The organism is Halorussus salinisoli (assembly GCA_005239435.1).
Classification (GTDB): Archaea; Halobacteriota; Halobacteria; order Halobacteriales; family Haladaptataceae; genus Halorussus; species Halorussus salinisoli.
This window is the reverse complement of the sequence record SZNP01000001.1, coordinates 468,333-488,957: the sequence shown is the minus strand read 5'-3', so window position 1 is coordinate 488,957 and position 20,625 is coordinate 468,333. Positions and strand designations below refer to the sequence as shown.

General features: G+C 66.4%; 18 protein-coding genes. 4 read left to right on the top strand and 14 right to left on the bottom strand.

What is annotated here, in order from left to right; genetic code table 11:
- Nucleotides 1-16 precede the first annotated feature (16 nt).
- From E2484_RS07015 to E2484_RS06990, 6 genes are all read right to left on the bottom strand, one after another.
- Nucleotides 17-694 (bottom strand): DUF4013 domain-containing protein, encoded by a 678-nt coding sequence (locus tag E2484_RS07015; RefSeq protein WP_137284503.1) that lies wholly within the window; start codon nt 692-694, stop codon nt 17-19.
- Nucleotides 694-1,848: an ABC transporter ATP-binding protein gene (locus E2484_RS07010; protein ID WP_137284502.1), complete on the bottom strand. Its 1,155-nt coding sequence runs from the start codon at nt 1,846-1,848 to the stop codon at nt 694-696. The genes E2484_RS07015 and E2484_RS07010 overlap by 1 nt, the downstream gene beginning before the upstream one ends.
- Nucleotides 1,849-2,739, bottom strand: a complete 891-nt coding sequence (locus E2484_RS07005) for a carbohydrate ABC transporter permease (protein WP_321112025.1) — start codon at nt 2,737-2,739, stop codon at nt 1,849-1,851. It lies immediately after the preceding gene.
- Between the two features lie 2 nt (nt 2,740-2,741).
- Nucleotides 2,742-3,767 (bottom strand): carbohydrate ABC transporter permease, encoded by a 1,026-nt coding sequence (locus E2484_RS07000; RefSeq protein ID WP_137284501.1) that lies wholly within the window; start codon nt 3,765-3,767, stop codon nt 2,742-2,744.
- A gap of 37 nt (nt 3,768-3,804) precedes the next feature.
- Nucleotides 3,805-5,124 carry an ABC transporter substrate-binding protein gene (locus tag E2484_RS06995; protein ID WP_137284500.1) on the bottom strand — a complete coding sequence of 440 codons (1,320 nt, stop codon included), beginning with the start codon at nt 5,122-5,124 and terminating at the stop codon, nt 3,805-3,807.
- Between the two features lie 394 nt (nt 5,125-5,518).
- Complete coding sequence (locus E2484_RS06990; RefSeq protein WP_137284499.1) at nt 5,519-6,382, bottom strand: undecaprenyl-diphosphate phosphatase; 864 nt, start codon at nt 6,380-6,382, stop codon at nt 5,519-5,521.
- A 175-nt stretch (nt 6,383-6,557) separates the two neighbouring features.
- Between E2484_RS06990 and E2484_RS06985 the strand changes: the two genes are divergently transcribed.
- Entirely contained in the window at nt 6,558-9,614 is a 3,057-nt protein-coding gene (locus tag E2484_RS06985) for a PKD domain-containing protein (RefSeq protein WP_137284498.1), read from the top strand.
- 488 nt (nt 9,615-10,102) lie between these two features.
- Here E2484_RS06985 and E2484_RS06980 read toward each other — a convergent pair whose 3' ends face one another.
- Both E2484_RS06980 and E2484_RS06975 read right to left on the bottom strand, forming a co-directional pair.
- Nucleotides 10,103-10,381, bottom strand: a complete 279-nt coding sequence (locus tag E2484_RS06980; protein ID WP_137284497.1) for a phage repressor protein — start codon at nt 10,379-10,381, stop codon at nt 10,103-10,105.
- Between the two features lie 291 nt (nt 10,382-10,672).
- The gene (locus tag E2484_RS06975) at nt 10,673-11,062 is read right to left on the bottom strand and encodes a DUF7383 domain-containing protein (RefSeq protein ID WP_137284496.1); all 390 of its coding nucleotides are present in this window, start codon (nt 11,060-11,062) and stop codon (nt 10,673-10,675) included.
- 478 nt (nt 11,063-11,540) lie between these two features.
- Between E2484_RS06975 and E2484_RS06970 the strand changes: the two genes are divergently transcribed.
- Both E2484_RS06970 and E2484_RS06965 read left to right on the top strand, forming a co-directional pair.
- Nucleotides 11,541-12,878: a tRNA pseudouridine(54/55) synthase Pus10 gene (locus E2484_RS06970; protein WP_137284495.1), complete on the top strand. Its 1,338-nt coding sequence runs from the start codon at nt 11,541-11,543 to the stop codon at nt 12,876-12,878.
- Between the two features lie 53 nt (nt 12,879-12,931).
- Nucleotides 12,932-13,705 (top strand): DUF2270 domain-containing protein, encoded by a 774-nt coding sequence (locus E2484_RS06965; protein WP_137284494.1) that lies wholly within the window; start codon nt 12,932-12,934, stop codon nt 13,703-13,705.
- A 33-nt stretch (nt 13,706-13,738) separates the two neighbouring features.
- Here E2484_RS06965 and E2484_RS06960 read toward each other — a convergent pair whose 3' ends face one another.
- The 3 genes from E2484_RS06960 to E2484_RS06950 form a co-directional block, all read right to left on the bottom strand.
- Nucleotides 13,739-15,181, bottom strand: coding sequence for an MATE family efflux transporter (locus E2484_RS06960; protein ID WP_137284493.1), 1,443 nt, complete (start codon nt 15,179-15,181; stop codon nt 13,739-13,741).
- Nucleotides 15,182-15,525: 344 nt separating this feature from the next.
- Nucleotides 15,526-16,254, bottom strand: a complete 729-nt coding sequence (locus E2484_RS06955; RefSeq protein WP_137284492.1) for an ERCC4 domain-containing protein — start codon at nt 16,252-16,254, stop codon at nt 15,526-15,528.
- 56 nt (nt 16,255-16,310) lie between these two features.
- Nucleotides 16,311-16,904, bottom strand: a complete 594-nt coding sequence (locus E2484_RS06950) for a VRR-NUC domain-containing protein (protein WP_137284491.1) — start codon at nt 16,902-16,904, stop codon at nt 16,311-16,313.
- Between the two features lie 254 nt (nt 16,905-17,158).
- Between E2484_RS06950 and rnhB the strand changes: the two genes are divergently transcribed.
- Complete coding sequence (gene rnhB / locus E2484_RS06945; protein ID WP_321112022.1) at nt 17,159-17,827, top strand: ribonuclease HII; 669 nt, start codon at nt 17,159-17,161, stop codon at nt 17,825-17,827.
- On the opposite strand, the gene E2484_RS06940 is transcribed toward rnhB, so the two are convergent.
- From E2484_RS06940 to secF, 3 genes are all read right to left on the bottom strand, one after another.
- On the bottom strand, nt 17,824-18,024 hold the full coding sequence (locus E2484_RS06940; RefSeq protein ID WP_137284489.1) for a hypothetical protein: 201 nt from the start codon (nt 18,022-18,024) through the stop codon (nt 17,824-17,826). The two genes, rnhB and E2484_RS06940, sit on opposite strands and share 4 nt — an antisense overlap.
- A gap of 96 nt (nt 18,025-18,120) precedes the next feature.
- Nucleotides 18,121-19,701, bottom strand: coding sequence for a preprotein translocase subunit SecD (locus E2484_RS06935; protein ID WP_137284488.1), 1,581 nt, complete (start codon nt 19,699-19,701; stop codon nt 18,121-18,123).
- Nucleotides 19,702-20,583, bottom strand: coding sequence for a protein translocase subunit SecF (secF, locus tag E2484_RS06930; protein ID WP_137284487.1), 882 nt, complete (start codon nt 20,581-20,583; stop codon nt 19,702-19,704). It lies immediately after the preceding gene.
- Nucleotides 20,584-20,625 lie beyond the last annotated feature (42 nt).

Sequence of the window (20,625 nt, the reverse complement as noted above, 5' to 3'; positions counted from 1 at the left end):
GATCGCCCGAGCGTGCTCACCCGCCGGACCGGTCATTGACCGCACGGCCCCAGAGGACCGCCGCGACCACCTCGGCGTAGAAGACGACGAAGAACCCGAGCGCGAGCCGGTTCAGTGGGCCGGCGAGCACGACGGCGATTCCCAGCCAGAGGAGACCCGCGCCTACCGCGACGAAGTACCGGGCGTCGGTCAGCGCGGCCCGCAGCCGGTCGGCCTCGAAGGCCGCCCGGAGCGACCGGGTGCGGGCGTACGCGGTCAGCGCGGCCGGCAGGGGGTACGCGAACGCCAGCGCCAGCAGAATCGTCACCGTCGAGCCCGCGAGGAAGCCGACGCCGACGGCGGGGTTCGGCCCGCCCGCTCCGACCGCCGCGAGACCGACCCCGCGAGCCGTCACGACCAGGACCACCAGCGGCACCGACAGGTACGCGACGACGATGGCCGCGGCCGCGAGGCCGTCCGCGAACAGGCTTCTCACACCGCCGAACGACGGCGGGCTGGCGTCGTCCCGGAACGTGGGCCGGTCGGTTCGGGCGGCGTGATCGAGCACCCGCACCAGATAGCCCGCGACCGGAACCAGCGGTACGACCGGGACGAAGGCCGCCAGCAGGTGGAGTCCGCCGCCGATCAGCACCACGTCGAGCGCCGACCGGTCGCCGTCGGTTCTGAACGGATACCGGAGCGCGTCTCGGAACATCACTCGGGTTCGGTGCGCAGTTCGGTCTCTTCGACCGCGTCGAGCGAGCGATTGCGCAGCACAGTACCGTCGCTGGCGTCGAAGAGGTGGATCGCCTCCTCCGGGAGCCGTGCGACGACGCGGTCGCCCGCCCGGACCGACGCCATCCCCCCGACCGCGGCGACGAACGTCTCGGGCTCGTCGGCGTCGGGCTCGAACGTGAGATAGACGTTCTGGCGGTCGCCCATCGGTTCGACCACGTCCACCACGACCTCGTAGTCGTGGGCGTCGGTTCGCTCGGGGACGAGGTCGACGTCCTCCGGTCGGACGCCCAGCACGACGCGGTCCGCGCCCGCGACGGCGGCCCGCGTCTCCTCGGAGAGCGGGTAGGTGAACGCCTCGCTCGTGAGCCCTTCGTCCCCGAGCGAGAGCTCGAAGAAGTTCATCGATGGCTCGCCGATGAACCCCGCGACGAAGAGATTCGCCGGTTCGTGGTAGCACTCAAGGGGCGTGCCGACCTGCTGGAGTTTCCCGTCGTTCAGGATGGCGATGCGGTCGCCCATGGTCATCGCCTCGGTCTGGTCGTGAGTGACGTACATCGTCGTCGCGTCGAGGTCCTCCTGGAGGCGCTGGAGTTCGGTCCGCATCTGGGCCCGGAGTTTGGCGTCGAGGTTCGCCAGCGGTTCGTCCATCAGGAACGCCGCGGGATCCCGGACGATGGCCCGGCCGAGGGCGACCCGCTGTTGCTGGCCGCCCGACAGCTCCGCGGGCTTGCGCTCGAGCAGTTCGGTGATGTCCATCAGCGCGGCGGCCTCCTCAACCCGGTCGTCTATCTCGGCGTCGGACATGCCGGTCGACTCCTCCAGCCCGAACCGCATGTTGCCCCGGACGGTCATGTGGGGGTACAGCGCGTAGTCCTGGAACACCATCGCGACGTCCCTGTCCTGCGGTCGTCGATCGGCGATGGACTCCCCGTCGAGTCGCACGTCGCCCGCCGTGGCGGATTCCAGTCCCGCGACGATCCGGAGGGTCGTGGACTTGCCACACCCCGAGGGCCCGACCAGCACCAGAAACTCCCCGTCGGCGATGTCGAGCGAGAAGTCGTCGACGGCGACGATGCGGTCGCCGTCGTCGCGGAAGGTCTTTGTCACGCCGTCGAGTTCGAGCGACGCCATTCAGGTCCCGCCTCCCTCGACCCCTTCGGCGAACTGCTCGCCGAAGAGGATGTACACCACCAGCGTGGGGAACGCGGTGATGAACGCGCCCGCCATCTGGAGGTTGAACTGCTGGACCATCGACCCCTTGAGCTTGCTCAGCGCGATCGTCACCGCCTCGTTGCCCGGGTTCGAGACGAGCACCAGCGCGAATAGCAGGTCGTTCCAGATGTTCGTGAACTGGTATATGAGCGCGACGATGAACATCGGCACCGACAGCGGCAGGACGATGCGCAGGTAGATGCGCGAGACGCTCGCCCCGTCGAGCCGGGCGGCCTCCAGCATCGACTCGCTCAGCGACTTGTAGTGCGCCCGGAACAGCAGCGTCGTGATGGGGATGCCGTAGGCGGTGTGCGTGAAGATCAGCTCTATGATGCCTGGGCGCTCCGCCAGCGGCGGAATCGCCGCGAGCAGCTCCGAGACGTCCACGATCGTCCAGAACCGGGTCAGCGGGACGAGCACCGACTGGTAGGGGATGAAGATGCCCGCGACGAACAGCAGCAGCACCGCGACCTGCCCCCGCCAGTTCACCCCGGTCAGCCCGTAGGCCGCGAGACTGCCGATGACCGCCGACAGGAGGGTCGCCGGCACCGTGAACAGCAGGCTGTTGACCAGCGCGTGCTCGAGTTGGCCGAACGCCTCAATCCACGGCCGGAACGTGACCGCACCCCCGAACGGCGGGACGAACGGGCTCGTCTCGTAGAAGGCCTCCTGAGACTTGAGCGCCGTCATCAGGCCGCTCTCGAGCGGCCCGAGGTAGAACGCCGCCATCACGACGAGGGCGGCGTACAGCGCGATGCGGTTCGCCGACGGGAACGGGAACGCCGAGTCGTCTTCGGAACGTGAGCTCACGATTACAGTTCACCTCGCTTGTACTGGAGGTAGAGGTACGGGGAGATGACGCCGAGCGCCAGCACGAACAGGATCGTCGCGATCGCCGCGCCGTAGGCCCAGTTGGTGACGGTGAACGCCTGCCGGAACATCATCATCGCCAGGATGTCGGCTGACGGGCCGGGGTTGGTCCCGAACAGCACGAACAGGAAGTCGAAGGCCTTCAGCGCGAACACCATCAACACCACCGCGGCGCTGGTCGTCGAGGCTCGCAGTTGGGGCAGGATGACCCGCCAGTACATCCGGGCGGTGCTCGCGCCGTCCACCTTCGCGGCCTCGTAGAGGTCGGTGGGAATCGCCCGGAGACCGGCGAGATACACCACCATGCAGTAGCCGCTGAACTGCCACATCAGCGCGAAGATGACGGCGAGCAGTTTGAATCGCGGGTCGCTGATCCACTGCTGGGTCAGGAAGTTCAGCCCGGCGGCGCGGAGCAGTTCGTTGACCAGCCCGATCTCGAAGTTGTACATCCACGCCCAGAAGATGGCCGTGACGACGAACGAGAGGCTCATCGGCAGCAGGTAGATCGTCCGGAAGGTGTTCTCGAACCGCACGCCCCGATCTATCAGGATCGCTAACACGAGTCCGACCACCAGCGAGAGCCCGGTGAACACCAAAAGTAGGACGACCGTGTTGCGGGTCGCCGTCCAGAAGTTCGGGTCCGAGAGCATCCGGCTGTAGGTCGAGAGGTCCAGATTGGCGTACGAGGGAGTCCCGAACCCCGACCAGTCGGTCAGCGAGATGACGACGTTCCACCCGATGGCCCCGTAGACGAACAGCCCCATGTACAGCCCCGGTAGCAGCCAGAACGGGAGCGACCGGACGAACTCGCTGTCCCGCAGCGACCGAATCCGCGGCCCGACCGCTGTCCGCGGCAGTTCCCGGGTCTCGCCGCCGTCGGTTCGAGCGGTCGCGTCGTCGTCGCCGTCTCCCCACCCGGCGGTGCGACGGCGGCTGGCGGCCCGGATGCGACGGATGAGTTCTCGCATGAAACGTGTAGGAGGCGGTTAGACGACCGCGCTCGGGCTATTGGACGTCGAACGCGTTCGAGAGGCCGTTGAACGCTCGATCGACGTTCCAGTTCTCGATGAAGCTAGCGAACACTCCATCGATGTTGCTCTTGACCTCGGGAACGACCCCCGTCCCGTGCGCGATGGTCGGGGGCTGGCTGTCGGAACCGCTGAAGTCCTCGAACTGACGGGTGAGGAACGGCCCGAAGTCGTCGGTCGGTACGTCGGTCCGGGGCGGAATCGACCCCTTGATCGGGTTGAAGGTCTCCTGGCCCTCGACGCTGCCGACCCACTGGAGCCACTTCGTCGTCGCGTCCGGCGAGGGGTTTGGCTTCGGGAATGTGAACGAGTCGCTCACGATGTGGTAGATGCCCGTCGTCCCCGGGAACGGGACGGCGTCCCAGTCACTCTCGAACTCGAAGTCCTCGGTGGCCTTGTACTGGCCGGCGGCCCAGTCGCCCTGATGTATCATGGCCGCGTCGCCCTGGATCACCTTCGCGTTGGCCTGGTCCCACGTGATCGACCCGGCGTCCTGGTTGAACAGGTCCTTGTACTGGGTGACGAGGTCGAGCGAACTCCGGACTGCGTCCTCGTGGTCCCCCACGTTTCCGTCGAGGACGTCGCGATACACGTCCACGCCAGCCTCACCGACCAGGACGTCCTCCCAGAGTTGGAGCGTCGACCACGGCGACTGCGTCTGCTGGGCCATCGGCACGGCGTCGGTCTCCGAATCGACGGTCTCCATCGCCTCCAACAGCGCGCTCGGCGAATCGACGTTCGAGAGGTCGACCCCGGCGTCCTCGAGGACCTGCGTGTTGAAGAAGAGGTTGTTGAGTCGGTGGATGTTGAGCGGGACCGACACGAAGTTCCCCTGCGGTCTGGCGAGTTCTTGGACGTCGTCGAGGTAGGCCTCGCGCATCTCGTCGGTCCAGACGCTGTCGCCGATATCTCTGAGGACGTCGCCCTCGATGAACTCGTTGAGCGACTGTCCCGGCCAGATCTGGAACGTGCTGGGTGGGTCCTGGTTCAGGATCCGGTTCTTGATGACCGTGTCGAGCGCGCTCCCCGCTCCGCCCGGCGCGGGGTTGTTCACGACCTCGATGTCAGGATTCTGTTCCTGGAACCCCTCGATGAGCGCCTGGAGGGCCTCCTGTTCGCCGCCGGCGGTCCACCAGTGGACGAGTTCCAGTTCGCCCTCCTGTCGTGCCGCGCTCGCGTCGCCCGCGTACCCCGCGATGCTCCCGGCGAGGCCGACCGCTCCCGCGGCCCGGAGCAGGGTCCGCCGTCGTACTCGTGTAACACCGTTCGCCGCCCCTCGATTCGTGTCGTTTGACATGTGTACTCTCCCCCTCAATGCTATTCTATCGATTTATGTATATATCTTTGGTATGAGATACCAAACACCGCACGACGGAATTGAATTATGCCGGAAACGGGTGCAAAACCCGGTTCTCCGTCGCGGCGTTCGAGAAGAAGCGCAGGCCGAGTGGCTCGGAGGTGGCCCGAAGGCAGTTCGCCGCGTCAGACCGGTAAACTAGACTGTAAACGAGAGTATTCCACTCGACTGGTCGGGTCGGAATCACCGGTTGGTCGACGACCGAGACGGCGGTTTCGACGGCTATCCTCTACACGCGATTCCGAACTCTCGGACCCCCATCCTGACCGAACCTCCGGAGCACGGTCGACAACGATTCGATTCGACGTTCGTCCCGCCACTCGAATCGGGACGCTCACGCCAACAGCGCCGCGCCGCCCAGAATCGCCAGCGCGCCCAGACCGACGCAGACGCCCCAGAACGGAACCCGCTCGACCACGCGCATCAGCGCGTCGATGGTCAGGTAGCCGATGACCGCGGCGGTCACGAGCGCCAGGACGGCCTCGACGGGCGCGACTCCCGGGACGCCCGTGTCCAAGAGGACGAGGACCCCGGCACCGAGCGCGGCCGGAATCGACAGCAGGAACGAGAGGCGGAACGACGACGGCCCGTCGTGGCCTCGGAAGAGGAGTGCCGACGCCGTGGTGCCAGACCGGGAGACGCCCGGTAGGATGGCGAGGCCCTGCAACGCGCCGACCAGCACGGCGTCGGTGAGGTCCGGCGACTCTCTACCGCCGAACTCGAAGGCGGCGGGGAGGACCGAAGACGCCCGCCCGCCCGACTCGAAGTCGTCGGCGACCCGCTGGAGGACGCCCGTCAGCACGAGCAGGACGCCGACCAGCGCGACGAACGCGCCGCCCGTCAGCGCCGAGACGACCGTCTCCAGCGTGGCGTAGGCCGCGATGCCGACGATTCCGGACGCCAGCGTGGCGACGCCCAGAAACGAGAGGGTCGCGCGATTCCCGTCGTCAGCGAACGCCTCGCCCGGCCGCCAGTCGGGGAGCGCGGCCAGCACGTCGCCCAACTCGTCGCGGTAGTAGACGGTCGCCGAGAGCGCGGTTCCGGCGTGGAGGAACAGCGAGAACTGGACCGCGGCCTCGGGCGACGACCCGAGCGCGGTCAGGAAGACGGTGATGTTGCCCTCGCTGGAGATTGGCAACCACTCGAAGACGCCCTGTAACGCTCCGGCGGCGACGGCGACGAGCGCAGACCGGTTCATAGTCGATTGGGGAAGGCGCACGGTAAAAACGACGCGGAAATCCGTCGCGGCGGGTCGGCCGACGGATACGCAAGATTAACTAGAATTTTAACTTTCAAGTTGAGTTCCAGTATTTTAATAAGGTGCTGGGGAAAGCAACAGACAACGACCGTTCCGGTCGGCATGGCACGCACACATGGCACGCGAGCAAACACCCCTCAGCGTCTCCGATATCGGCGGCGCTCGCCCGACAATCGCAGTCCTGGCGGCCGTTCTCCTCGTGGCGAGCGTCCTCGTACCGGTATCGACCACCGCGGCCGTCGGTCCCGGCGACCGCGCTTCGGTCGTCGCGGCCGCGGGTACCGCGGGCGAAACGTCCGTCGCCAACGACGAACCCACGACCGTCGCCGATGATGGTACGGCCACGACCGACGATGGCACGACCACGACCGCCGCCAACGACGAGTCGGTCACGATACGCGGGCGGGTCGAAGACGCCGACGGCGACCCGGTGGGCGACGGTACCGTTCGACTCGGGTCGGCCGACCGGAACCGAACCGACGAGCGAGGGCGGTACGTCCTGCGCGGCGAGGAGAACCGGAGCTACGACCTGACCTACCGGCAGACGAACGCGAGCGAGAGCGCCGGGGACGGCCGACCCGCAGTCTACGCCGTCGGTCGGGTGAACGCCTCGACCGACCAGACCCGGAACGTCTCGCTCCCGGCGGCGTCGAGGCTGAACGTCACGGTCGTCGCCCAGAACGAGACCGCGGTGGAGAACGCGACGGTCCGACTGACTCACGCGCGCGGCGGTGCGAACGCCACGCTCGCGGGGGAGACCGACGAGCAGGGCCGACTGACGGTCGACGGACGAACCGGCGTCGAACTCGCCGGAAACGTCACCGTGGCGGTCGAAGCGCCGAACGCCTCGCTGTCGGACTGCGAGGTCTCGCTGTCGATGGCGAGCGCGACCGACGAGCGAGTGGTTCTGCCCCTGAACGACACCGACCGACCGACGCTCGACTACGAGGTGAGCACGCGAACCGCGAACGTCTCGGAACTGGTGCAGTTCGACGCGAGCGACTCGACCGACGCCTCGGGCATCGCGGCGACGACGTGGGAGTTCCCGAACGCCACCGAAGACAGAGCGTCGATCGGCTATCGCTTCACCGGGCGCGGGGACTACGAGGTGACGCTCACGGTGGAAGACTACGCGGGCAACGTGAACCGGACGACCGTCGACGTCAGCGTCGTGGACCAACGCGACCCGGAGGCGGTCCTCGACGCCAACGCGACGAACGTCACGGTGAACGAGCGCGTCGAGTTCGACGCGACCGGAGCGTCCGACGACGAGACCGGTATCGCCGAGTACCGCTGGGACTTCGACGACGGGACGACCGAAGAGACCACCGACGACTCGACCGTCGTCCACGAGTACGCCGAGAACGGAACCTACGACGCGACGGTGGTCGTCGTAGACGAGGCCGGGAACCGGGCGAACGCGACCAGACGAGTCGTCGCGATGGAATCGCGACCGACCGCGAACTTCACCGTCTCGAACCCCTCTCCGGCTATCGGGGAGACCGTCGCGTTCGAAGCGACTTCGACCGATGCGGTCGGCAACGACACGGAGTACGAGTGGGAGATTCGGTATCCGACCCACTCGGTCGTCCTCGGCGGTCGGGACATCGAACGGGAGTTCCCCGACAGCGGACCCTACGGCGTGACGCTGACCGTGACCGACGAACAGGGCCGGACCGACCGGGAGACGCGGACCGTCGAGGTAGCGAACGAACCGCCGGAGGCCAACGCCGGGTCGAACCAGTCGGTGGTCGCCGGGACCGAGGTCACGCTCGACGGCCGCTACACGACCGACCTGCACGACAACTTCACCTTCGAGTGGAACCGGACCGCGGGACCGAAGGTTAACCTCTCGGACGAGTCTGCGGTCACACCGGGTTTCACCGCGCCCGACGTGAACCGGACGCGGACGCTCCAGTTCGACCTGACCGCCACCGACGACCACGGCGCGAACGACACCGACTCGGTGGCCGTGACGGTCGTCCCAAGCGCCAGCCCGAACGTCTCGCACGCTCCCGAAACCCCGACCGTCGGCGAACCGGTCACGTTCCGAGCGAACCGGACCGGCGAGTATCGATGGGACTTCGACGGCGACGGAATCGCCGACGCGGTGCCCGACGACGAGAACGTGACGGACGCGAGCGCGACCCACGAGTTCGACGACGCGGGCGAGTACGACGTGACGCTCGTGGACGCCGCTGGCCGCGAAGTCGTCGAGAACGTGACCGTCGCGCCCACGAACGATTCGGAGTCCGGCGGCGGTGCGGGTAGTTCGGGTGGTGCCGGAGGTAGTACAGGCGTCAGTGCGGCGAGTGGCGGTGCTGCGGGTGGCGGTGGCGGCGCGACCGGTGCCGCGGGCGGCCAAACCGGCGGGGCCATAGCGACGGGCGAGTCGGCGAGCGATGACGCGGACGACGACCGCACCACGACTGCGAACCGACCGGAGTCGCCGACGGTGACCGTCGAGCGCGTCGGCGACGAGGGCGACCGGGTGGTCGCGGCAGTCGAGAACGCCACCGCCGACGACCCGGCCCAGGTTCTCCTCCCCGACGAGTTCGGCGGAAATCGCTCGGCGTTCGAGGCGGTGTCGGTCGTCTCGGCCGGCGTATCGAACTTCTCGCTGGCGATGTCGGCGTCCGCGGACCGGCTCGAGGGGACGCCGGAGCCGAAAGCGGGGGCGGTGCTGTCGTATCTCGAAGTCACGGAGCGCAACCTCACCGACGCCGAAATCGGGTCCGCTCGATTCGGATTCCGCGTCGCGGTCGAGACGCTCGACGCGGCGGGCGTCTCTCCCGACGCGGTTCGACTCTATCGCTATCACGACGGCGAGTGGCAGACGCTGGCGGCGAACCTCGTGGAAACGAAGGGCGGGTTCTACCGCTTCGAGGCCGTCTCGCCGGGGTTCTCGGTGTTCGCGGTCGGCGTCGAACCCGGCGCTATCGAGTCGGAAGACGTGATGGCCCAAGCCGACGACGGGACCCAGTCCGGCGCGAGCGACGACGCGGACGACGATGGAACCGCCGGCCGCGACGGCGAATCCGCCGGGGAACGTCGAGCGAGCGATTCGGGGGAAATCGGCGGTCTCAGCGGCGTAAGCGACGACGTACTTTTGCTTGGCCTGTTCGCCGCGGCGCTGTTCGCGGCGGCGCTGTGGGGCTACCTGCTGAGTTGACCGCCGCCGAGAACGCGGACTCCGATTCGTCCCACTCCCGACAGATTCCTACGAGGTCTGGCGATGCGAGCGCCCGGCCGACCAACCGCCGCGGACGCGCCCGACTGAACAGTCACCACGGACGATGCACTCGATTGACCAAACCACCGACAAACGCCCGCCTCGACAAATCGCCGTGGGAAGATAAAGGGGCCGCCCGGTCGCGGGCCGAAGGCCCGTGGTCGTCTGACCGACCTCTATCCGACGCAACTACGTCCGTCGGATATGTCGGTCAGCGACCGCGACCGGGCGGGGGCTTTCTACTCAGTCTTCTCTCTGATCGTTCCGTCGTCGCTGTCGGTTACTCAAATACGTAGCGAGCGGACAGGGACTTTCGAGGACGACACTGCGTCTGCTACGTCGAGTTTTCAGACGATGCGTGGCGACCAACTACCCACGTCAACGGAATCACGACTACCGGACAGTTGCAAAAAACGAAATTCGAATCTCTAGTCGCGGCTTTCGATGTCGCCAGCGTCGTACTCGCCGTCGAGGAATCGCTCGCCCTGCTCGGTAATCGCGTAGGTGCCACCGCCGAGGTTCTCCAGCATGCCGTAGTCGTCGAGTTCGCGGCAGCGCATGCCGACGTGGTTGGCCGAGTAGTCGAGGTCGTCGCCGATGTCGGCGAGACGGTTCCGAATCGCGGTCGGCGGATGGTTGCCGTGTTCGCGGATGAATTCGAGGACTCGCTCGTCGGTCTGGGTCAGCCAACTAGCGTGTTTTCGCATGGTTGGACGGATTTTCGGGGTCGAAGTATATATATCTACTCGTTTGAGCAACGTGGATATTTGTATCGGGAGTGCAGAACTGGGTTTAGTGAACGGGGAGATGGTCGCTGGCGCTGGGCGGACCGGACGGTCCGAGGGCGTCGGGGAGCGATTCCGTGGAGTGTCGGACCGTGCTTTCGGAGGACGGCCGGAGAAGAGCAGTTGCTCGAATCGACGAACGAGGGGGCGATTACTACTTCTCGAACTCCCGAGCAGACGAACGACAGCCGTCTTCGAAGCGACGGCGTCGGCCTACTCGACGGGTTCGCGCCAGTGAATCGTGACGTTGTTCACCGCGAAACTGTCGTCGGTGGTCTCGTCGCGCCGGATTCGAAGCGTGTTCGTCCCCTCGTTCAGACCGGCGTCGGTAATCGCGTCCTCCCAATACTGCCACCCGTCGGTGGGCGGCACGTCGAACCCGCCGAGCGACTCGCCGTTTATCCGGAGTTCGTGGCCGTACGAATCGACGCGAAACGCCTGCAAGCCGACGTAAGGGTCGCTCGGTCGGTCGGTCGGAACTGTGAACTCGAACTCGGGCGTGGCGTCGCCGACGTACTCCGCCCACGGCACGTCCAGCGCCTCTTCGTCCGGACCGAGGTAGGCACCCACGTTCACCAGGGCGTAGTTAGCGCGGTAGGCCATAGGTCGTCCACGACTTCCGCCCTCAAATTCGTAGGGGTCGTCGTGTCGGGACCGTTTCTCGTTTCGTCTCGTCCGTCTCGCTCGAAGGGAAACGACGGAGGGCAGTAGTTAGCTACTTCTCGGGCCTACGAGGACAGCACAGCACCACAGCCTCACACCTCCCCAACCGCCTGCGCTACTCGTCCACCGGAGGACGAACAACGTCCGCCGAGCAGTCGGTCACGTCCGTTCCCGACGACACCGGAAGACGACCCGCGTCTTCCGAGCAATCGCGCCGTCGGCGCGATGACGCCAGCACGCCCCGGGGGGTGAAAGTCGGGCCCTGCGTCGAAACGAGTCGCGCGTCGAAACGTGGAAGACGGTTCGCACGGCAGGGCGACCGGAGAGCAGGCCGAGAGGGGTTGCGGCGGGGTCAAAAGCCTAACCGTCCTGCGCCGAATGAGAAACCGGTAAACCGCCGCATCGCCACTCTTCCAACATGACCATCCTCGAAGACGCCCGCCGAGTCGCCGAGAACGGCCCGGTCTGTGACGCCTGTCTGGGCCGATGCTTCGCCGACCGGAGTTTCGGGCTGACCAACGCCGAGCGCGGTCGGTCGCTCCGAATCGCGGCCGCGCTGGAGGACGACGAACCGTACGAACCCGAAGACGAAGTGTGCTGGGTCTGCGAGGACGAGAGCCAGCGATTCGACGAGTGGGCCGAGAAGGTCGCCGACTCGCTGGAGGGGTGGAACTTCGACACCTATCAGGTCGGGACCCGAACCCCGCCGCTCATCGAGGAGAACGAAGCCCTGCTCCGCGAGTCGGCCGACCTGCCCGACGACGCGGGCGAGTCGTTCAAGTCCGAGTTCAACCGCGAGGTCGGCAAGCGCGTCGGCCAACTCACCGAGACGGAGGTGGACTTCGAGCGCCCCGACGTGCTGGCCCTGCTCAACGTCGAGGCCGCCCCGCGGGCGAGCGACGACGGAGCCATCTCCGACCACGCGGTCGAGGTCCAGATCAACTCGGCGTTCGTCTACGGCCGGTACAGGAAGCTCGAACGCGACATTCCCCAGACCGAGTGGCCCTGCCGGGAGTGCGGTGGCTCGGGCAAACAGCTCGCAGCGGGCGGCGGCGAGGAGCCGTGCGACCACTGCGGCGGGTCGGGCTACCTCTACGACGAGAGCGTCGAGCAGTTGACCACTCCGCCGGTCCTCGACGCGATGGACGGCGAGGAGGCGCTCTTCCACGGCGCGGGCCGCGAAGACGTGGACGCGCTGATGCTCGACACCGGCCGACCCTTCGTCATCGAGGTCAAGCGTCCCCAACGCCGGAACGTGGACACCGACGCGCTGGAGGCCGAAATCAACGAGTTCGCCGACGGCAAGGCCGAAGTCACCGACCTCACGCTGGCGACCCACGGGATGGTCGAGCGCGTCAAGGAACTCGACGCCAGCAAGACCTACCGGATGGACGTCGAGTTCGACGCGGACGTGTCCGAACAGGCCCTCGAAGAGGCCGTCGAGGAACTCCGGGGCACCACGGTCGAGCAGGACACGCCCCAGCGCGTGGACCACCGCCGGGCGTCCATCACCCGGACCCGGACCGTCTACGACGTCGAGGGGCACCTCGAAGACGAACGCCACGCCGAACTCGAAGTCCACGGCGAAGGCGGCCTCTACGTCAAGGAACTCGTCTCGGGCGACGAGGGTCGGACTACCCCGAGCCTCGCGGGCCTGCTGGGCGTCGGCGCGGAGGTCACGGCCCTCGACGTGGTGGCCGTGGAGGGCGAGGACGAGGCGTTCGACGACCCCGAGTATCTGAAGGAGTCGGCGTAGGTCGTCGGCACCTGCCACAAACCGTAGGTCACGGAGAAACGTAGCACCGGGATATGGGGGGTCCGAGCGACTCGACCGAGGAGGGTTCGGAGGGCCGAGCGTCCGACGAGGGTTCGGAGGACCGGACGCCCGACGAGAGTTCGGAGGACCGAACGCCCGACGAGAATCTCGGCGGGGAGTTCGCGGAGGATCCGTCGGACGCCATCTCGCTGTTGGGGCACTTCTACCGCGGTCAGATGGACCGCGTGACTTCGTGGCGGAGTCGCCTCGACCAGACCTCCTACTGGGCGGTCACAATCATCGCCGCGCTGTTGACGTGGGTCTTCTCCAGTCCGGGCAATCCCCACTACATCCTGCTCATCGGGATGGGTGCGCTGGTGGTGTTCCTCGTGGTCGAGACCAGGCGTTACCGGGCCTACGACGTGTGGCGCGAGCGCGTTCGCCTGCTGGAGCAGAACCTGTTCGCCGAACTGTTCGACCCCGAAACCGAACTCTCGCACGATAAGTGGCGTCGCCTCATCAGCGACGACCTCCGGGACCCGGCGGTGAAGACCCGTCCGTTCACGGCGCTCTCGCGGCGACTCCGGCGCATCTACTACCCGCTGTTGCTCGTGCTGTTGGCGGCGTGGCTCGCCCGAATCACGGTGTTTCAGCCGGACCAACCGTGGTACGTGACCGCCAGCGTCCTCGGTATTCCCGGGGTGGCCATCGTCGCGGGAGTCGGCATGTTCTACCTCGCGGCGACCGCAGCCGTGGTCTACGGGTTCGTCTGGCGCGGCGGTGGTGAGTTCCACGAGCGCGAGCAGTCCGACCCGTGGGAGGAGTAGCCGGTCGATGTCCGCAGACCGCGAGTCCCGACCTCAGTCGTCGGCGGGCGTGCCCGGCCGGAACTCCCTGCTGATGGCCTTCCACTTGCCGGTCGAGAACCGGTAGTAGTTGATGACTGCCGGAATCGTCGTCTCGGCGACGAATGAGAGGTACAGGCCCATCAGTCCGAGCGACGTGGTGGCTCCGAGATACGCGATGGGGATGGCGGCCCCGAACATCCCGACGATTTGGCTGTAGAAGGGCCACCGGGTGTCGCCGCTGGCGTCTAACGGCCCGGCGGTCCCGGCTTTGACTCCCTGGCCGACGACCGCGACGCAGGCCGCGTAGACCAGCGCCACCGCGACCGGAATCGTGGCGTCCCCGGAGTCGCCGACGAACAGGCGGACGATCGGCTCGGCGAACGCGCCGACGAGGAGCGCCGCGACGACGTAGGTGGCGACCGAGAAGACGACGATGTCGCGGGCGTACACCTCGGCCTCCGTCTCGTCGCCCTCTCCGAGCTCTTGGCCGACGAGGCTGCTCGACGCCAGTCCGAAACCCCAACCGGGCGTGTTCATCAGACCCCAGATGCGCCGCGCGATGACGTAGGCGGCCACGACGCTCGGGCCGAACAGGCCGACGATGGCGAGCATGGGGAACTTGGCGACGGTCCAGACGCCGTTCCGGCCGACGACCGGGAGACCGATGCGGACCACGTCCACGACGGTCTCGCGGTCGAGGTACGTGCCGAAGGGGTTCACCTGCACGGGGAGGTCGCCGACGCCCGGGAGCCGACCGGCGACGAGTCCGCCGACGAACGCCGCGGTGACGAGGACGTTCGCCAGCACGGTGCCGACCGCGGCCCCGGTGACGCCCAAGCCGAGACCGAAGATGAGGAGGCCGCTGAACACGATGTTCGAGAGCGCGCCGCCGCCTCGCACGAGCATGGGCGTCCACGAGTCGTCCGCGCCGATGTAGATGCGGCTTCCCACGAGGTTGAGACCGGCGAAGGGGACGCCGACCGCGAGGATTCGGAGGTACTCCGCGCCGAGTTCGATGGCGCGGGCGTCGTCGGTCATGACCGAGACGAGTTCGGCCGGGAACAGCCAGAAGGCGGCCGCCACGGGGAGCGAGATCGCGAGGACGACGGCCGCGCTGGCCCGGACCGCCACTTCGAGTTCGTCGTAGGCCTCCGCGCCGAAGCGCTGGGAGACCAGTGCGATGGTCCCGCCGGCGATGCCGCCGCCGAGCGAGAAGGCGATGCCCCAGTAGGGACTGGCGAAGCCGATGCCCGCGATTGCGACCGGTCCGACCGCGAGTCCGACCATCGCCACGTCCACCGCGTTCTTCGACATGCGCGCGAGTCCGGTGACGATTCGGGGCCACGCGAGGTCCGTGGTCCGACGGACGCTCTCCGGGTCGACGAGACCGGCCCGGGCGAGCGCCCGGCCGACCGTGAGGATGAGAAGCCGAACCGGATTCGGGAAGCGAGCCACGATGGTTGACCTATTTCGAATCGAAACTAAAGTGTTTTCTATACGAGGTGAGTCGAGGGGTAACTCGGGCGTGGACCGCTCGGTGACACCCTCAGACCCGGTGCGCGCTGGCGCGACCCGTGGTTTGGGTCGCGCCAACCGCGCGAGTGAGGAGGTTGGGGAGGTACGAGGCCTTCGCGGTTGCGGTGCGGCGCGGTGCTGTGCGGTTGCGGTGACTCCTTTGCTCAAGGAGTAGCTATCTAGCTTCTCGTCACCTTCTTGCCTTCTTCAGACGTTCCGTGACCACAACACGACATCTGCAACCGCGTCACAAAACCAAAATCAGACTAGTAATCAAAATCGGACTAATCCCGTCCACCCCGGAGCGTCTCGAAAATCTCCTCCGACCGTTTCTCCCCGACGCCCTCGACCTCGCGCAACTCCTCCGGCGTCGCCGACAGCAGGGCATCGACCGAGGGGAATCGCTCGTAGAGCGCGTCGGCGGTCTGCGGGCCGACGCCCTCGATACAGCCGAACAGTCGCTTGGTTGTCGGCGTGTCGTATCCCGTCACGGTTCCGCCGGGCAGTGGCCGGGCCGACGGCTCCTCGCCGTGTTTGCGGAGCAGGCGTATCGCCACGTCCACCAGACGCTGGCGGTCCGAGCAGGGGATGACGGGCGTTTCGTGGCGGGCCGCGAACGAGGCCATCGTGCCGTGGACCGCCGCGCTGCTCAGGCCGGGCCTGCGCGCGCCCACGTCCGAGAGGTCGCCCTCCAGCAGGACGTAGGCCCGGTCGTAGACCTCGCCCATCTTCGAGACCTGCTCGCGGAGGTCGGTGCCCGTCGTGCCGATGGCGGAGTTGACGTAGTCCGAGACCGTCTTGCGCTCAATGCCGACACCGCCGAGGACGCGGCCCTCGGAATCGTCGAGGTCCTCGGCACCCACCGGACTGCCGAGGTCCTCGGACCGACCGACGACAGCGATGTCGGCGGCGGGGAGTCTGCGCACCTCGACCGCGGCCACGTCGTCGTGGGCCTCGACCGCCCGGCGCACTCCCTCGGGTTCCCTGTCGTCTACGGCGACCGAGAGCGTCATCGGCGAATCGTAGGTGTTCGGCGCGTATCAGCGTCTCGGCTGTGGGTAGGGACTCGTCAGTCGACTTCCGGCCACTTGATACCCATACTGAATGCCGGGAGCGTTTCGTTGTACTCGCCGAACCAGTCCTTCTGATTCGCGTTGAGACCGTCGGTCCAAGATTTCACCTCCAAGAAAAACCAGTCGTAGACGTTTCGCCAGACGAACAGGTCCGGCACGCCCTTCTGGGTGAAGGCGCGAGCGCCCGTCTGCCAGTCGTCGCCATCACTGCTACTCGCGTCGAGACCGACGGCCTCGATAACAGCGTCCGGAATGCGACTCGGTGGAGTGGTGGCATTCGCGTCCGGGGCCGCGAACCGCATCGAGACGTGTTCCTCTCTCAGTATGTGTTCGGCCATCCACTCTACCTTCTCCTCGGTCGGCACGTCGGCCCCCCACGGCATCTCGTCCGCCACGTCTCGCCCGTATTTCTTTTCGATGATAGACCGCTCTCGCTGTTCCGAGGGCGGGTAGACAGTCTTCGGTTCGCGGGTAAACTCGTAATCCGCTCGGACGACTCGGGGGAGAAAACCGACGTTTCGGGAAGCGTTCGTCTCTCGCTTCAGGTAGTATTCGTACTCTCCGGGTGGGTACGTTCGCCGCCGAGTCATACCGACCACCACGGAACCACCTCTGATAAGTGAGGCTAATCGCTTCGATCGCAGATACAGACATATTCGCCTAACATATAATGTACCGTGTTAGGGAATTGTTTTGGTGCCTCGTTCCGCGCTGGCCGCTTCTTCGTACCTCCGGCCCTCGGTCACGCTCTCTCACTTCTGTCGCAGTGAGTTCCCACTCCAACCGCATCGCCGCAAGCCACGCCATCGTAAGAGCCAATTACTCACACGCGGATTTCGAGAGCGTGTTCGGAGTAGACGAGGCCGGGAAGGGACCGGTTCTGGGGTCGATGTTCGCCGCCGCGGTCCGAGTATCGGACTCCACGGACCTCCCCCCGGGCATCGACGACTCGAAGAACGTCGCGCCCGAGCGCCGCGAGGAGATCGCGGCCGAACTGCGCGAGCACGACGGAATCGCAGTCGGCGTGGCCGAGATTCCGGTCGAACGCATCGACGGCGAGACCGACATGAACACGCTCACCGTGGCGGCCCACGCCGAGGCGCTCTCGGCGGTCGTCGACTCAGCGGACAGCGATGCAGAAGGAGTCGTGGACGCCGGGGACACTAGCGAGGAGCGTTTCGCTCGTCGGGTCGCCGACCGCATCTCGGAAGAGATCGATCTCACTGCAGAACACGGCGCTGACGAGACCCACGCGGTCGTCGGAGCGGCCAGCATCGTCGCCAAGGTCGAACGCGACGCCCACGTCGCCGCGCTCGCCGAGCGGTACGCCGACGAGTACGGCCACCACCTCGGTGACCTCGGGTCGGGCTATCCCAGCGACCCGAACACCCGCGAGTTTCTGGAGACGTTCGTGGCCGAGCAGGGGTGTCTGCCCGACTGCGCGCGCCGGAGTTGGTCCACCTGCGACGACGTGCTGGCAGACGCCGAGCAGTCGGGGCTCGGGGAGTTCTAGATGCTGTAGTTCGGCCCGTCGAGACCGGTACTACCTTCGTGGTACGCCGAGTCCCGAACCCCGGCCGAACGGGTTTGACAACTGGAAACCATCTTCGAAGCACGGTCGGGGTAGCGCCGCTCGCCGTCGCCGTCCCGAGTGTTCTCGAAGTCGCCGCCGCGGTCCTCCTCGTCGTCGCGTCGCTCCGGAAGTGGCAATCGCTCTCCGGGGAGTTCGCGCCGCGGAACCTTCCCGGCGAGTATCGAGACGGGAAGCGTCGGTCGAAGAAATCGAGGAGTGAACGAGTCGGTCGCTTACTTGCTGGTCATCAGACTCCGCAGGATGTCACCGTAGGCGGGCCGCGTAATCAGCACGCCGATGAGGACGCCGAGGATGGTGACGATGGCGAAGCCCTGCAGGTCGCCGAGCGAGAGCACCGCCAGCGGACTCATGGCGATGATGGTCGTCGCGGCCGCCGCGCCGATGACCCAGAACGCCTTCCGGAAGCGACTCTGGAACACCCGTGAGGAGTTCACGTCACCTTCGGACATCACCTCGTCGGCGATGATGATGAGGTCGTCCACCCCGGTCCCGATGACCGCGATGAACCCGGCGATGTGTGAGAGGTCCAGCGGGAGTTGGATGGCCGCGGCGAACCCGAGCAGGATGACGACTTCGGAGAGCGCCGTCACCAGCATCGGGGCGGCGACCCTCGGGTCACCGTATCGGAGGAAGACCGAGATACTGACCGCCGCCACGGCGACCAGTCCCGTGATGAGCGAGTAGAGCTTGAACTCCTCGGCCAGACTCGGCGCGAGGAAGTAAGACGTACCCTGCTCCATGTCGAGCGAGGCGGGAAGCGCACCCGCGTTCAGGTGAATCTGGAGTTCACGGGCCTCGGACATGTTCGTCGTACTCATGACGAAACTCGGGCTCTCCGTGAACTTCTCCTGGCGGAAGGTCTGGGCGAGTCGCTCGCCCATGTTCGCCGCGTAGACGACTTCACCGTCGACGACGGTGTACAGGCAGTAGCCGGGGTCCTCGGGGTTCGTCCGCCAGCGACACTGGCCGACGCCTTCCGTGGCGAAGCCGAACGTCCGCATCGCGTTCGAGAAGTTCTGGGCCGCCTCGTCGTTCAGAACCACCGGGACGTTCGGACCGATACCCTGGGACTCCTCCGCGGACCCGATGCTACTGAAGTCGCCCTGCGAGAGCAGGGGTTCCCGGCGGTACTTGGTGTCGTTACCGCTCTGGTTCTGGGCCGGGAACGTGGCGACGACCTGGACCTTCCCGCGTTCGGTCACGAGGTCCTCGACTTCGGTTCGGTTGGTGTTGGGCATCTCGATGACGACGAAGTTCTCGCCGTCCGCGGTTTCGACCTGCTGGACCCGGCCGCCGGAGAGTCCGGCCTTCGAGATCTTGTCGCGGAGGATGCGGACGACCGTGTTTCGGGTCTGCTCGGTGACGCCCGACCGGACGGTCTCGTAGTCGTAGCCGGCCTGCTGGAGCGCGCGCTCGAACTCGTCTTCGGTGACGTTGTCGGCGAACACCTCGACGGTCGTGGTCTCGTTCTGGGCGGACGCGAGGCGCGCGGTCACGTCGGAGGCGTCCACGCCGGAGAGATTACCGGCGACCCGTCCCTCGACGGTCGCCGGTCCAGTGCCTCGCGGAACGTCCACGTCCTCGGCCGTCAGTCCGTTGATGGGCGCGCGAATTCGAGTCCCGCCCGAGAGTTCGAGGCCGAACTGGAGGTTGGTCGGACCGTCACTGGTCGTCTCGACCGCCGCGCCGTCACCGCCGCCGTCACCGCCGACGCCGGGGGAGAACAGCGCGAACGTGCTGACCACGAGGAAGACGACGAGCAGGATGACTCGCCAGTTGTCGCGGAAGTCCATCTATCGAGCCACCCCCTCGTACTTGTACCACCGAAGCAGGCTGAGATTGAGCATGTAGGTGTTCATGAGGTCGGTCGCCAGTCCGAGGACGAGGACGATTCCGATGGACGCCAGCAGTTCGATGCCGAACAGGTAGGCGACCACCGACATCACTGCCATCGCGGACAGCGACGTGACGGTCATCGTCACGCCGGTCCGCATCGCGCGGTGGGTCGACTCGTAGAAGTCACCCGACCGGCGCAGGATGTGGTTGTTCAGCAGGATGTCGGAGTCCACCGAGTACCCGATGAGCATCAGCAGGGCAGCGACCGTCCCCAGCGAGAGCGGAATACCGAGCAGGTTCATCAGGGCGACGGGAATCACGATGTCGCTGAACGCCGAGATGACCACCGCAATGGAGGGGACGAACGTCCGGAACATCAGAAATACGAGGACGCTCATGCCGACGAATGCGAGTCCGATACCCATCAGCGCGAGTCGCTGGGTCGATTCACCGAAACTCGCGGAGGTGCCCTGCACGGACTTCACCATGTCGGACTCCGACTGGCCATCGACTGGCTGTAAGTTGTTTCTCGCCTGTTGACCGATGTTTTCGGCTTCGGGCGGGAACGTCACGATGTAGGTGTTGTCGGCCGTTTGAACTGGTGTGACCGACGCTTCCGAGTCGAATGCCGTAGAGATTTCGGAGGGCGGTGTCGAAGTCTGAACGCGTAGCTCCGTTCCGCCAGTAAACTCCATACCGAGTCGTACTGGTGCGCCGGTGAAGACGTACCACCCGACGATGACCAACAGTGCGACGGCGAGAACCGCGAGGGGTATCGCCGCCAACTGCCGGTTGGTGTACTGGGTGTAGTCCACCTCCGGCACTTCGAAGGCTACCATATGCGGTGGTGTGGGGTGCGGCCGTGAATAAGTGTTCTTATA